Source organism: Massilia endophytica (genome assembly GCF_021165955.1).
In the GTDB taxonomy this organism is placed as follows: domain Bacteria; phylum Pseudomonadota; class Gammaproteobacteria; order Burkholderiales; family Burkholderiaceae_D; genus Rugamonas; species Rugamonas endophytica.
The window spans coordinates 2,053,613-2,065,823 of the sequence record NZ_CP088952.1; the positions used below are offsets into that span (position 1 = coordinate 2,053,613).

Here is a 12,211-nt window from a genome sequence, read left to right on the forward strand (position 1 = left end):
TTTTGCCGGGCTTGCCGCCGCCTCCTTCTCCGCCTGGCGCTGGCGGGCGCGGCGAACCGAGGCGGTAAGCCAGTGCCGCTCGCCCGCCATGCAGATCAGGACCTCCTCCCAGGCATTGCGGACGGTCCCGCTGGTTTGTCCGCCACTTTTCAGCAGGTTTCAGAAGTTTTCAGCAAATCTCCCATACGCGCCGGGAAGGAGAACTGGCACTCTCTAAAGCGTGGGATAGCCGCTAAGAGTGAGGTCGAAACCGGCGGGATCGCTGCGCAGATGGGCGGCGGCGCCGAACGGAATGGTGCAGCGTGACTTGATGTGGCCAAATGGAAGGCCGGTCAGCACCGGCATTGGCAGGCGCTCGCGCAGGAAGGCGACCATGGTATCGAAATTGTAGCCGTTGTCGGCAGGCGCCAGCTTGTACCCGGAGAAGTCGCCGAGAACGATGGCCTGCTGGCCCTCGAGCACGCCCGCGTACAGGAGCTGCAGGATCATGCGCTCGACGCGGTAAGGATGCTCGGCAATATCCTCGAGGAAGAGAATGCCCCGTTCCAGCGGCTGCAGATAAGGCGTGCCCGCCACATGCGCCAGCATGGCCAGGTTGCCGCCCCAGATCGGCCCCTCGATATCGACCAGGGGATTGCCCTCCCCCATTCCCCGCACATGATGCACGGGCCCGCGCAGGCAGCTCCAGAACTGGTCCAGCGTGTAATCGACGGGATCATCGCGGATAAAATCGTCGCACATCATGGGCCCGGAGAAGCTGATGCGCCCCGTTTCCCTGTAGAGCGCGGTCTGGAAGGCGGTGAAATCGCTGTAGCCGACGAAGAGCTTCCCGCTGTCGGCCATCTTGCGGTAATCGATGAAAGGCAGGAGGCGGCTCACACCATAGGACCCGCGTAGCGCAATCACCACCTGCACGTCCGGATCGGCGGCGGCCGCGTTCAGCTGGGCGAGGCGGTTGGCGTCCGTACCAGCGAAGCGCTGGTGCTTCTGCGCCGGATCGTAATAGTTATGGACGATGTGGCCCTGCGCTTCGAGCCTGGCCATGCCGCGCTCCAGCGCGTCTTCGTACAGTGCGTAGCCGCCAAGGCCGGCGATGGCGATGCCTACAGGTTTGCTCAAGTTCCGGTCCCGGTGTCGTCGAGCGGCGCGGCGCGCCCGGCACGGGCGGCGGCACGGCGTTCGGTAAAGAAGGATTTCAGGAGATTACCGCATTCTTCGGCCAGCACGCCAGCAACGGTCTCCGTGTGATGGTTCAGGCGCTCCTGTTCGAACAGATTGACGACCGAGCCGCAGGCGCCCGTCTTCGGATCGGCCGCACCGTAGACCACCCGCGCCAGGCGCGCATGCATCATGGCGCCCGAGCACATCACGCAGGGTTCGAGCGTCACATAAAGCTCGCAGCCCGGCAGGCGGTAGTTGCCAAGAACCGCAGCCGCCGCGCGCAGGGCCACGATTTCGGCGTGCGCCGTGGGGTCATGGCCCGCGATGGGCTGGTTGAAGCCGCGCGCGATGATCTCGCCGTCCTTCACCACCACGGCACCCACCGGCACCTCGCCCAGCGCCCAGGCCTTGCGCGCCTCGGCCAGGGCCTCGCGCATGAAGCCTTCTTCCGCGCTGTCAGGCATCGGTGATCTCGGCCCAGCAGTTCGGGGTTTCGTGGAGCACCAGCTTGTGCAGGCGCAGGCCGGTGCCGTAGCGGTCCTTGTAGGCAGCCTTGAGGATGTCGAAAGCCACGGCCGCCAGGTTCTCCACGGTTGGAATGCGGTCGATCACCACCGTCTTGTGGCCAGGCAGGGAGGCCAGGAATTCCTTGACCGCCGCATCCTTCTCGTAGACGAGGAAGGCGTGGTCCCATACGTCCACCAGGTGCTCCTTGGCGAGCGCCTTCACGTCCGAGAAATCCATGATCATGCCGTTGTCCGAATTGCCTTCGGCGGTGATGACCTGGCCCGTGAGCGTAATCTCCAGCGTGTAGCGGTGGCCGTGCAGGTTGCGGCACTGGCTCTTGTGGTCGGGAATCCGGTGGCCGGCATCGAATTCGAGCTTGCGGGTAATGGTCAGCATGTCAGGGGATGTTCAGTAATTTGTGGGTTTGCAGGCTCAGTTTCCATTTCGGATTGCGCTTGCAGGTTTCGATCGCCAGCGTGGTGTTGTAGGCGGCCAGGGGGCCGTCCATCGGCTGCACGAAGAAGTTCTCGAAGTCCAGGCCCTCATAGGCGGCCAGGTCCTGGTCCTTCTGCGGGATGACGACCTTGATCTCGTTGCCCTTCTCCACCACCAGCTTCGAGCCCATTTTCGGGCTGACGCAGATCCAGTCCACGCCCGCGGGCACGGGCAGCGTGCCGTTGGTTTCGATGGCGATGGTGAAGCCGCGCGCGTGCATGGCATCGATCAGCGGGGCATCGAGCTGCAGGAGCGGCTCGCCGCCCGTGAAGACGACGTACTTGCTGGCCGCGTGGGTGGCGGGCCAGAGGCCGTCGATCACCTCGGCCAGGCTGTCCGGCGTGGCAAACTTGCCGCCGCGCTCGCCGTCCGTGCCGACGAAGTCCGTGTCGCAGAACTGGCAGACGGCGCTGGCGCGATCACTCTCGCGCCCCGTCCACAGGTTGCAGCCCGCGAAGCGGCAGAACACGGCCGGACGCCCGGCATGGGCGCCTTCGCCTTGCAATGTATAAAAGATTTCCTTGATGCTGTAAGTCACGATGAATCCCGATATCGGCCCGCCTGGGCCGGGAGGCAACCCTCTATTATAAGCCAAGCGCCTTTGTCATCAAAGATTGCGGATGGTCAACATTTGCCGCCCGCCCCGCCTGCACAATGGCTGGACTTCCACAGCGCCCATTTCCGCCAGCCAATGAACAGCCCCCTTCGCCTGCCCATGCCTCCCGCCATCCCCGAACACCAGCACGGTTTCGCCTTCAAGCTGCTGGAACTGCTCGCCATTCCCACCTTCGTGGTGGATTCGCGCGGCAAGGTGATCCTGTGGAACCGCGCCTGCGAGCGCCTGACGGGCGTGCCGGCCTATGAAGTGCTGGGGACGGCCGAACACTGGCGCTGCTTTTACGAACGGGCCCGTCCCACGGCCGCCGATCTGCTGCTGCAGGGCCGCAGCGCCGAGGCCCCCGGCCTCTACGAGCGCTGGAGCCTGGGCGGCGAGCGGGGCCAGAGCCTGTGCGCCGAGTCCTGGTACCAGCTGCCGCGCACGGGCCACCGGCGCTATCTCGCCATCGACGCCAGCCCCGTGCAGGACAGCGAGGGCCGCCTGATCGCCTGCATCGAAACCGTGAGGGATGTGACCGAAGAAAAGCAGGCCCGCATCGCCCTGGAGCAATTGGCCACCAGGGACGGTCTCACGGGCCTGGCCAACCGCCGCTGCTTCGACCAGACGCTCCAGGGCGAATGGTCGCGCGCCCAGCGCCACCAACAGCCCCTTTCCCTATTGATGGTCGATGTCGACAACTTCAAGCAGTACAACGACGCCTACGGCCACGTCGGCGGGGACACCTGCCTGCAGCGCATCGCGGCCGCTGTCGCCAGCGAAATGCGCACCAACGACCTGGTGGCGCGCTACGGCGGCGAGGAATTCGCCGTCATCCTGCCCAACCAGGCGCTGAAAGGCGCGGCCATTGTGGCCGAGCGCATCCGCTGCCGGGTGGAAGCCCTGCAACTGCCCAACCTGGGCACGGGCCAGCGCGTGGTCACGGTGAGCATCGGCGCCGCCACCGCCCTGCCGGGTGTGGAGAGCCTGCCCGCCCAGCTGGTGGCGACGGCGGACGCCGCCCTCTACCGCGCCAAGCACATGGGCCGCAACCGCATCAGCCTGCCCCTCGCGGACGAAGCGGCTCAGGTGTAATACACGCCCAGCGGCATGTGACTGCCGACCAGGGCCACGTTCTCCGCCGACTCCGAAAAGCCGATCAGCACCTGCTCGCGCGACATGCCCGCCTGCAGGTTCGCCACGTGGAAGTTCAGGCCCGCGGTATCGGGCTCGCGGTGCAGCGCATTGCGGTAGAGCAGCGTGACGAAATCCGCATCGCTCTGGTTGGCGCCGTAGATCGATTTGAATTCCTCGCTGTGGATGAAATCGTAGGTGATCGACTGCAGGCTCACCCCGCGCTCCTGCGCGCGCAGCCAGTGGCCCATCCCTGGCGTGTCAGGCGCACGGACGAAAGCCGTTTCATAGAGGCGATAAATCTGTCCGGCCGCGCCGTCCAGGTCGAGGGCCACGCCACCATCGCTGAACTGAAGCCGTTCCACATTCGTCAGGGCATCGGTCACGCCGCCGCCGGTGATGGTGAAGCCGGTGGCCGTCCTGTGCAGCTCGTAGGCGCTGTGCACGCCGCTGAACACCACCGTATCCAGGCCCGCGCCCGCATCGATATTCTCGGCCGCCGCGCCCGCGCTCAAGGTGTCGTTGCCCATGCTGCCGCCCAGGCGCTGCAGCAGGGGGAAGTCGCTGGCCTGCACCGTGCGGTCGGCAAATTGCAGCACCTCCACGCCCGTCAGCAGGTCGCTGCCGTCGCCGATCACGCTCAGTCCCGATCCCGTATTCTGCACCGCGTATTTCGCGAACGTGCCTCCGAAGACCACGGTGTCGCGGCCGCCTCCGCCTTCGATCCGGTCGCTGCCGCCCCCCTGGTAGATCAGGTCCGCGCCCGCGCCACCCGTGATGCCGTTGCCTGCGCCATTGCCGTAAATGGTGGAGCCGCCATTGCCCGCGACGGCGTTCTGGATCGTCACCCCGTAGGCGATGGACACATTGTTCAAGCCGCGTGCGGTCTCGCTGAAGGCCCCAGCATTCAGGTTGATGATGGTGGCGCCCGTGCAGGCCGAGAAATCGAAGGTGTTCAGGCCGCCCGCGTCCCACACGCAGGAAGAAGCAATGCTGTTGGTGAAGCTGTAGACATCGTTGCCCGTGTGGTAGCTCGTGTTCGCCCCGTACAGGTACTGGATGGCCTGGATATCGTACAGCATGGGCGTGGTGGCGTACTTGCCGTTGATCGCCTGGCTGCTGGGGTCCTCGTAGGACATCTGGGTGTAGTCGCCGTTGTCCGTGGCCGCGGGCAGATAGGGCCCGGGCGTGCCGTTGCCGGTCGAGTTGTAGTTCCCCGGATGCTTGAGGCCCAGCATATGGCCGATCTCGTGAATCATCACGGTCGGACCGTAGCTGCCCGGCGTGAACACCTTGTTGTAGGAAGGGTCCTTGGCCAGGAACATGTACAGGCTGCTGTAGCCCTGCTCGGGCAGGTAGGCGTAGCCGCTGCTCTTCGTCTGGGTATTGGTCCCGAACTGCAGGTTGCCCATGTTCGCCGTGGTTTCCACGAAGGTCAGGTTGGCCACGTTGGCCCACAGCTGCAGGGCGCTGCGCACGGCTGCCTGCTGGGTGGAGCTCATGGGCGTGAAGCCGAGCTTGTCCTCCGCGTCCGCGTTGGCGGGCAGGCGGGTCAGGAAGCTGTAGGTCAGGGTGGCCGGCGTATGGGCAGCAATATTCCAGCTGCTGTACACCAGGGAATCGATGGCATTGATGCCGGTACTCAGACTCATGATGCAAAAGGAGGAAATAGGAGCGTTGTCCCATGGTAGCACGGCATCAGCGCTGGTCTGTCGCACCGCAATGATTTATTCTGGCAAGTGTTGTCGCCTTTACTCTTCACTAAGAAAGGGATCACCTTGCAAAAGCTTAAATATCTGGCAGCATTCCCGGCCGCCGCCATACTGTGCGCCCAGGCGTACGCCGCCGACGTCCTGCCCTTCAAGGCTACCGAGAAGACGCTGCCGAATGGACTGAAAGTCATCGTCGTGCCGACCGGCTTCCCCAACATCGTGTCGCTCCAGATTCCCGTGCAGACGGGGTCGCGCAACGAAGTGGAGCCCGGCAAATCCGGCTTCGCCCACTTCTTCGAACACATGATGTTCCGCGGCACGAAGGACTATCCGCCAGAAAAATATCAGGACATCATCACCCGCGCCGGCGCCCGCCAGAACGCCTACACCAGCGACGACCTGACCAACTATCACACCACCTTCGCGCGCGAGGACCTGGAGACGGTGCTCAAGGTGGAGGCGGACCGCTTCCAGAACCTCTCCTACAGCGAGGACGTGTTCAAGACGGAATCCCGCGCCGTGCTGGGCGAATACAACAAGAACAGCGCCAATCCCGTGCAGAAGCTCTTCGAGGCCATGCGCGACTCGGCCTACAGGGAACACACCTACAAGCACACCACCATGGGCTTCCTCAAGGACATCGAGGACATGCCCAACCAGTACGCCTATTCCAAGGTCTTCTTCGACCGCTGGTACCGCCCCGAACGCACCACCATCATCGTGGCGGGCGACGTGGAACCGGCCAAGGCGGTCGCCCTGGTCGAGAAATACTGGAGCAAGTGGCAGCGCGGCAGCTACAAGGTGAACGTGCCGGCCGAACCGGCGCCGCAAGGCCCCGTCTACCGCCACGTGCCCTGGGCCACGCCCACCCTGCCCTGGGTGGCGGTCGCCTTCCACGCGCCCGCCTTCTCCGACCAGCAGAAGGACCAGGCGGCGCTGAGCGTCCTGCTCTCGCTCTCCTTCGGGCGCACCTCGCCGCTCTACAAGCGCCTGGTGCAGGACGAGCAGAAGGTGGACCAGCTCTTCGACAGCACGCCCAACCGCGTCGACCCGACCCTGGCCATGCTGGGCGCCCGCGTCAAGAAGCCTGAGGACACGCTCTACGTGCGCGACGCCATCCTGCAGACGGTGGCCCGCCTGCGCAGCCAGCCCGTGGGCGCCAAGGAACTGGCGGACGCCAAGTCGGCCCTGAAATATGGCCTGATCCGCTCCCTCGACAATACCGAGCAGATCGCGGGCACCCTCGCCTCCTACGTCCACTTCCAGCGCTCCTACGGCACCCTGAACCGCTATATCGCGCTGATGGACACCCTGACCCCGGCCGACCTGCAGGCCGCCGCCCGCAAGTACCTGACGGACGAGCGCATGGTGGTCACCACCCTGTCGCACGCCGCCCTGCCCGCCGCCATCGGCGAGCTGCCCAAGCTGGCCTCCTTCGAACCCCAGGCAGGCAAGGCGAGCTTCGACATGCTGGTGCAGAAGACGGCCCTGCCGCAGATCCGCTACAAGCTGCTCTTCGCCGCCGGTTCCGCCCACGATCCGCAAGGCAAGGAAGGCCTGGCTGCGCTGACGGCCGCCATGGTCGCTTCCGCCGGCTCCACCGAGCGCAAGATCGACGAAGTGACCAAGGCCCTCTTCCCCATGGCCGGTTCCTTCAGCGAACAGACCGACAAGGAGATGACCACTTTTACCGGCACCATCCACAAGGACAACTGGAACCAGTTCCAGCAGATCGTGATGCCCCTGCTGCTCTCGCCGGGCTTCCGGGAAGAGGACTTCCGCCGCCTGAAGGACGCGCAGAAGAACGCGCTGGAAGTGGACCTGAAGGGCAATAACGAAGAGGAGTTCGGCAAGGAGCGCTTGCAGACCAATGTGTTCGCGGGCAGCGGCTACGCCCATCCCGTGCTGGGCACCGCCAAGGGCATCGACGCCATCACCCTGGACGACGTGAAGGCCTTCTACAAGCAGGCCTACACGCAGGGCGCCCTGCGCGTGGGCATCACGGGCGACGTGTCCGACGCCATGAGCGAATCGCTGAAGGCTTCCCTGGCCGCGCTGCCTGGCGGCCCGGGCCTGGCGGCGACGCCGGTCCCCGCCGCGCGCCAGCCCCAGGGCCTGGAAGTGGAGATCATCGAGAAGAACACGCGCGCCACCGCCATTTCCTTCGGCCTGCCGCTGAGCGTGACCCGCTCGCACCCGGACTTCCCCGCCCTGTGGCTGGTGAAGACCTGGCTCGGCGAGCACCGTTCCTCCAGCGCCGCGCTCTACCAGCGCATCCGCGAAGTGCGGGGCATGAATTACGGCGACTACGCCTATATCGAAGCTTTCCCGCGCGGCATGTTCCAGTTCTTCCCCAGCCCGAACCTGGGCCGCAAGGCGCAGCTCTTCGAAGTCTGGATTCGTCCCGTGGCGCCGGAAAACGCCCACTTCGCCCTGCGCCTGGGCATCGCGGAACTGGACAAGCTGCTGGCGAACGGCCTGACGAAGGAGCAGTTCGAAACGACGCGCGGCTACCTGATGAAGAATGTCTTCGTCATGACGGCGACGCAGGACCAGCAGATCGGCTATGCCCTGGATTCGCAGTGGTACAAAACGCCCGAGTTCACGAAGCTCATGCGCGACGGCCTGTCGAAACTGACGGTGGACGAGGTGAATGCCGCCATGCGCAAGCACCTGTCGGCGCGCAATCTCTCGGTGGTCATGATTGCCAAGGATGCGGCGGGGCTGAAGGAGAAGCTGGTGTCGGACGCCTTCTCGCCCATCAAGTACGACGGCAACAAGCCGCAGTCCGTGCTGGATGAGGACAAGGCCATCGGGGCCATGAAGCTGAACATCCGCCCCGACGCCGTGCGCATCACGCCCGCCGCCGAGGTCTTTACGCAGTAACTACAGCAGGGGCCTTTCCCCTGCCGCGCTGTCCAGCGCCAGTTCCGAGGTTTCCTTGGCGCTGGTCAGCGCGATCAGGGTCTCGGTGCGCAGCACGCCGGGAATGGGCTTCAGGCGCTCCACCATCAGCGCCTGCAGCGCCGCCGTGTCGCGCACCCTCACCTTCACCAGCCAGTTGTGCGGCCCCGTGATATGGTGGGCTTCCTGCACCTCCGGCAGCGCCGTCACCTGGCGCGCGAATTCCGCCTCGTCCGCCCGCGGCTCCAGGTCCACGAAGACGAAGGCGCACAGCCCCAGTCCCACCTTCAGCGGATCGGCCACGGCACGGTTGGCCGCCACCACGCCCGAGGCGTTCATGCGCCGCACGCGGTCGCTCACGGCGGACACGGAAAGGCCGATCTCCTGCCCAATCTCGGCGGCGGAGCGGCGGTTATCGCTTTGCACGATACGCAGAATTTGCAGGTCGATAGCATCCATGCGGGCAGTTTGCCTTTATTCGAAGGGATTTGCCACCTTTTTCACCTTGGGCGCGGGCAGCGCGGCGGGCAGCTCCTCGCCCTCCAGCCGCGCCACCACCTCGCCCAGCAGCTTGTGCAGGGCGCGTGCCTGCTCCAGCCCGGCGCGGTCGCGCGTCAGGTCCACGCCGCCGTGCAGGCTCACGCGGTCCACGCGGTTCTCCACGGCGAGCCCGCCGACATTCAGCACATCGGACTCGTTGGCAAAGGGTTTGAAACCGGTCTTGCTCATGTCAGCCTTTCCGCTTGCCCGCCTTCGGTTTCGGCAGGCGCAGCATGATCTCTTTCCGGGATGGGGTGAGCGAAGGTAGCAGATTGATGCCGATCCTGCTTTCCAGTTGGGCGATGCTCAGGATCTCGGGCCGCGCATCGGCCGCGTTCTCCACGAACCAGGCCCCTCCCGCCCCCTGGCGCGGACTGTACACCACCTTGTACAGGTGGCTGGGCACCAGCACATTGCCCACCTTCTGCAGCTGGCCGCCGAGGAAGGCCGGCCCCGTCAGCACATACAGGTCGCCCTCCTTCTTCGCCATCTTACGCACGGCCTGCTCGATGCCCGACCACACATGGCGGTTGTTCTCCGAATCCTGGGGCACCATATTGGCCAGCGAGAAGCTCTGCTGCTGGCTCTCCCGGTCCGGCATGTCGCCGTTGGGGGCCATGTGGCCGCGGTCGAAACCGCTGCGCGCATAGTCGGCCAGCTCGGCGCGCTGGCCACGCGGCAGGCGCGGCTCGGGATGGAAGGAGTTCTCCCGCGAGAGTTCGGAGGCCGCCGCCACGTTCGGCGCCGTGAGATGCTCGGCCGACCAGAGCGGCGTGCGCGTCAGGCCGGAGTGCATGACGCCGAAGACCTTGTAGCACAGCTCCTGCGTGCCCTTGGCGAGTTTCTCGTTGCGGATTTCGGGCGCGCGGCCCTGCATGTAATGCTGCGGACAGGCCGCAAAGGCCCATCCGCACGCCGCCAGCATGGCGGCGCCAATCAGTTTGCGAAGCATGGTTCCTGCACTGAACAATCGGATGGCGGCATTCTAACCGACGGGCAGCGACTGCAACAGGCTGTGGGCATGCCTGCGCAGCACCGCGTTCAGTTCCGGGGGCGACTGCACCGTGAAGCCGAAAGGCAGGCTGGCCAGCTGGCGCGCGAACCATTCCAGTTCGTCGGACTGGTTATGCAGCAGCACGCCCTGCGGCGTCTGCTCGAACAGGCCCATATAGCCCGGCAGGCGCTCCTGCGCCTCCGCCAGGCTGCAGTGCAGGAGCACCGTAGCCGCGAATTTGCGCGGCAAAGTGGCAATGGCCAGGCGCAGATGGTCCATCGCATCGAAATCCTCTGGCCGCTCGAAGGCCTGGAGCACGGGCTGCACCTCCACGATGCGGTCCAGGCGGAAGGTGCGCATCGCGCCACGCAGGTGGCAGTGCCCCACCGCGTACCAGAAGCCGAGATAGTAGGCCAGGCCGTAAGGGTCGAACAGCCTCTCCGTTTCGCCCTCCGCGCCGGGGCTGCGGTAGCGCAGCCGCACGCGCTGGCGCACCTGGGCCGCCGCGCTCAGCGCCGCCAGTGCGCCATTGTCCGGCGGCGCCGTGCCGCTTGCCAGGTCCAGGCTCACGGTCGCGTCGATGGCGCCCACGCGCCGCTTCAGCCCATCGGGCATGATGCGTTCCAGCTTGGCCTGGGCGCTGGCCACGGCGGGCGCCGCCTCCGCCAGGCCAAGGCTGCGCGCGGCCAGCAGGCCAAGCGAGAGGGCCAGCGCCTCGTCGTCCGTAAACATCATGGGCGGCAGCTTGAAGCCCGGCATAAGGGCATAGCCGCCATAGCGCCCGCGCTCGGCGGTGATGGGAATGCCGATCTCCTCCAGCATCACGATATAGCGGCGCAGCGTGCGCCCGTCCACCTCGATGCGGCGAGACAGCTCGGCGCCGCTCATGCGGCCATGGGTCTGCAGCAGTTCCAGCACGGCCAGAACGCGGGTGGTGGGTCGGTACATGCCTCAACAATATCAGGAAATCAGGGCCATTTCTGCCCTGATTGAACCCTAAGCTCCCATCCAACAACATTCCGAAGGAGCGCAGCATGCACAGCACCGCCAATCTCTGGCTGTATTTCGTGGTCGTATTCGGCATCATCGCCCTGCCTGGGCTGGACATGGCCTTCGTCATGGCCAACTCCCTGCTGGGAGGCAGGCGCGCGGGCCTGGCGGCCGTGGCGGGCATTGTGGCGGGCGGTTTTTGCCACCTGCTGATGGGCGCCCTGGGCGTGGCCCTGGTGATGCAGCTCTGGCCGGCCCTGTTCAAGGTCATGCTGCTGGCGGGCGCCGTCTATATCGCGTGGATGGGCTGGACCTTCCTGCGCAGCAGCGATGTGTTCACGCCCGGCACGGGCAAGGAGGTGCTGGCGCCGCCCGTCATCTTCCGCCGCGCCATGCTGACCAGCCTCCTGAACCCGAAGGCCTATATCTTCATGCTGGCCATCTTCCCCCAGTTCCTGCACGCGGACCAGGGGCCCGTGTGGATGCAGTCGGGCGTGCTGGGGGCCATCACGGCGGGCACGCAGGCGGCGGTCTACGGCGCCCTGGCGCTGGCGGCGGCGCAGGCCACGCAGTGGTTCGCCCGCAATCCCGGCGCCGCCGTGCTGACTTCCCGCGCCATCGGCGTGCTGCTGCTCGGCACCGCCGCGCTCAGCATCGCCCAGGCGCTGCGCTGATTCAGTGCACCCGGTCCAGGGCCTGCAGCACGCCCTTGCGGTTCTTGTGTGTGGTTTCGTACTGGCGCACCTTGCGGCGCTGGGCGGCGGTGAGGTCGGCCAGCGCATTGCGCACCTGGGGCACCGTCATTTTCTGGTAGTTCTTGATTGGCACGCTGCTGTCGGCGCCGGAAGCGGTGCTGGCCTTGCGGCTGGCCGTGGGCTTGGCACGTTTCGCCGGCGCCGCGCGTTTGGCGGCGGGTTTGGCGGACGCGGTCTTGCGGGACGGCGATTTCGCGGCGCGGGAACGGGAGGATGCAGATTTCGACGCGGAGGATTTCTTCGCCGCCGGCTTGGCCTTGGCGTCCTTGGTCTCACCTGCTTCGCGCCGCTGCTTGTTCACGATGCGGGCGGCAACTTCTTCTTCGCGCCCCTTGTAGCGGCCTTCCTTCTCGAACTTCGCTTCGATTTCCTTGTATTCGCGCTCGCGCTTTGGGCTGGCTCCTCGTGGCATGATGGCCTCCTT

General features: G+C 65.7%; 13 protein-coding genes. 3 read left to right on the forward strand and 10 right to left on the reverse strand.

Going from position 1 to position 12,211, the window contains the following annotated elements:
- Window positions 1-213: 213 nt before the first annotated feature.
- From ldcA to queE, 4 genes are read right to left on the reverse strand one after another with little or no spacing between them, the layout of a single operon-like run.
- On the reverse strand, window positions 214-1,119 hold the full coding sequence (gene ldcA, locus LSQ66_RS09290; protein ID WP_231769495.1) for a muramoyltetrapeptide carboxypeptidase: 906 nt from the start codon (window positions 1,117-1,119) through the stop codon (window positions 214-216).
- Window positions 1,116-1,625 (reverse strand): tRNA adenosine(34) deaminase TadA, encoded by a 510-nt coding sequence (gene tadA, locus LSQ66_RS09295; protein ID WP_231769496.1) that lies wholly within the window; start codon window positions 1,623-1,625, stop codon window positions 1,116-1,118. Before tadA ends, ldcA begins: the two co-directional genes overlap by 4 nt.
- Entirely contained in the window at window positions 1,618-2,064 is a 447-nt protein-coding gene (gene queD, locus LSQ66_RS09300; RefSeq protein ID WP_231769497.1) for a 6-carboxytetrahydropterin synthase QueD, read from the reverse strand. Before queD ends, tadA begins: the two co-directional genes overlap by 8 nt.
- 1 nt (window position 2,065) lies before the next feature.
- A complete protein-coding gene (queE, locus tag LSQ66_RS09305) occupies window positions 2,066-2,701 on the reverse strand; it encodes a 7-carboxy-7-deazaguanine synthase (RefSeq protein ID WP_231769498.1) in 636 nt (211 codons plus the stop codon).
- A 153-nt stretch (window positions 2,702-2,854) separates the two neighbouring features.
- Between queE and LSQ66_RS09310 the strand changes: the two genes are divergently transcribed.
- Window positions 2,855-3,853: a sensor domain-containing diguanylate cyclase gene (locus LSQ66_RS09310; RefSeq protein ID WP_231769499.1), complete on the forward strand. Its 999-nt coding sequence runs from the start codon at window positions 2,855-2,857 to the stop codon at window positions 3,851-3,853.
- Here the strand turns inward: LSQ66_RS09310 and LSQ66_RS09315 are convergent.
- Window positions 3,844-5,544 (reverse strand): DUF4214 domain-containing protein, encoded by a 1,701-nt coding sequence (locus LSQ66_RS09315; protein WP_231769500.1) that lies wholly within the window; start codon window positions 5,542-5,544, stop codon window positions 3,844-3,846. The two genes, LSQ66_RS09310 and LSQ66_RS09315, sit on opposite strands and share 10 nt — an antisense overlap.
- 126 nt (window positions 5,545-5,670) lie before the next feature.
- On the opposite strand from LSQ66_RS09315, the gene LSQ66_RS09320 reads away from it, so the two are divergent.
- Window positions 5,671-8,490: a M16 family metallopeptidase gene (locus LSQ66_RS09320; RefSeq protein WP_231769501.1), complete on the forward strand. Its 2,820-nt coding sequence runs from the start codon at window positions 5,671-5,673 to the stop codon at window positions 8,488-8,490.
- Here the strand turns inward: LSQ66_RS09320 and LSQ66_RS09325 are convergent, their stop codons facing one another.
- From LSQ66_RS09325 to LSQ66_RS09340, 4 genes are read right to left on the reverse strand one after another with little or no spacing between them, the layout of a single operon-like run.
- On the reverse strand, window positions 8,491-8,967 hold the full coding sequence (locus tag LSQ66_RS09325) for an Lrp/AsnC family transcriptional regulator (protein ID WP_231769502.1): 477 nt from the start codon (window positions 8,965-8,967) through the stop codon (window positions 8,491-8,493). It abuts the gene before it with no gap.
- Between the two features lie 15 nt (window positions 8,968-8,982).
- On the reverse strand, window positions 8,983-9,237 hold the full coding sequence (locus tag LSQ66_RS09330; protein ID WP_231769503.1) for a hypothetical protein: 255 nt from the start codon (window positions 9,235-9,237) through the stop codon (window positions 8,983-8,985).
- A gap of 1 nt (window position 9,238) precedes the next feature.
- Window positions 9,239-10,000 carry a DNA/RNA non-specific endonuclease gene (locus LSQ66_RS09335; protein ID WP_231769504.1) on the reverse strand — a complete coding sequence of 254 codons (762 nt, stop codon included), beginning with the start codon at window positions 9,998-10,000 and terminating at the stop codon, window positions 9,239-9,241.
- A gap of 33 nt (window positions 10,001-10,033) precedes the next feature.
- The gene (locus LSQ66_RS09340; protein ID WP_231769505.1) at window positions 10,034-10,990 is read right to left on the reverse strand and encodes a helix-turn-helix transcriptional regulator; all 957 of its coding nucleotides are present in this window, start codon (window positions 10,988-10,990) and stop codon (window positions 10,034-10,036) included.
- An 86-nt stretch (window positions 10,991-11,076) separates the two neighbouring features.
- Here LSQ66_RS09340 and LSQ66_RS09345 point away from each other — a divergent pair, with 86 nt between their 5' ends.
- Window positions 11,077-11,706, forward strand: a complete 630-nt coding sequence (locus tag LSQ66_RS09345) for a LysE family translocator (protein WP_231769506.1) — start codon at window positions 11,077-11,079, stop codon at window positions 11,704-11,706.
- A 1-nt stretch (window position 11,707) separates the two neighbouring features.
- On the opposite strand, the gene LSQ66_RS09350 is transcribed toward LSQ66_RS09345, so the two are convergent.
- Window positions 11,708-12,199 (reverse strand): hypothetical protein, encoded by a 492-nt coding sequence (locus LSQ66_RS09350; protein ID WP_231769507.1) that lies wholly within the window; start codon window positions 12,197-12,199, stop codon window positions 11,708-11,710.
- Between the last annotated feature and the right edge of the window lie 12 nt (window positions 12,200-12,211).

Coding starts and splice junctions, on each gene's coding strand:
- LSQ66_RS09345 (WP_231769506.1), top strand. CDS start 11,077: ATGCACAGCACCGCCAATCTCTGGCTGTATTTCGTGGTCGTATTCGGC.
- queD (WP_231769497.1), bottom strand. CDS start 2,064: ATGCTGACCATTACCCGCAAGCTCGAATTCGATGCCGGCCACCGGATT.
- LSQ66_RS09340 (WP_231769505.1), bottom strand. CDS start 10,990: ATGTACCGACCCACCACCCGCGTTCTGGCCGTGCTGGAACTGCTGCAG.
- tadA (WP_231769496.1), bottom strand. CDS start 1,625: ATGCCTGACAGCGCGGAAGAAGGCTTCATGCGCGAGGCCCTGGCCGAG.
- LSQ66_RS09325 (WP_231769502.1), bottom strand. CDS start 8,967: ATGGATGCTATCGACCTGCAAATTCTGCGTATCGTGCAAAGCGATAAC.
- LSQ66_RS09350 (WP_231769507.1), bottom strand. CDS start 12,199: ATGCCACGAGGAGCCAGCCCAAAGCGCGAGCGCGAATACAAGGAAATC.
- LSQ66_RS09335 (WP_231769504.1), bottom strand. CDS start 10,000: ATGCTTCGCAAACTGATTGGCGCCGCCATGCTGGCGGCGTGCGGATGG.
- LSQ66_RS09310 (WP_231769499.1), top strand. CDS start 2,855: ATGAACAGCCCCCTTCGCCTGCCCATGCCTCCCGCCATCCCCGAACAC.
- LSQ66_RS09315 (WP_231769500.1), bottom strand. CDS start 5,544: ATGAGTCTGAGTACCGGCATCAATGCCATCGATTCCCTGGTGTACAGC.
- LSQ66_RS09330 (WP_231769503.1), bottom strand. CDS start 9,237: ATGAGCAAGACCGGTTTCAAACCCTTTGCCAACGAGTCCGATGTGCTG.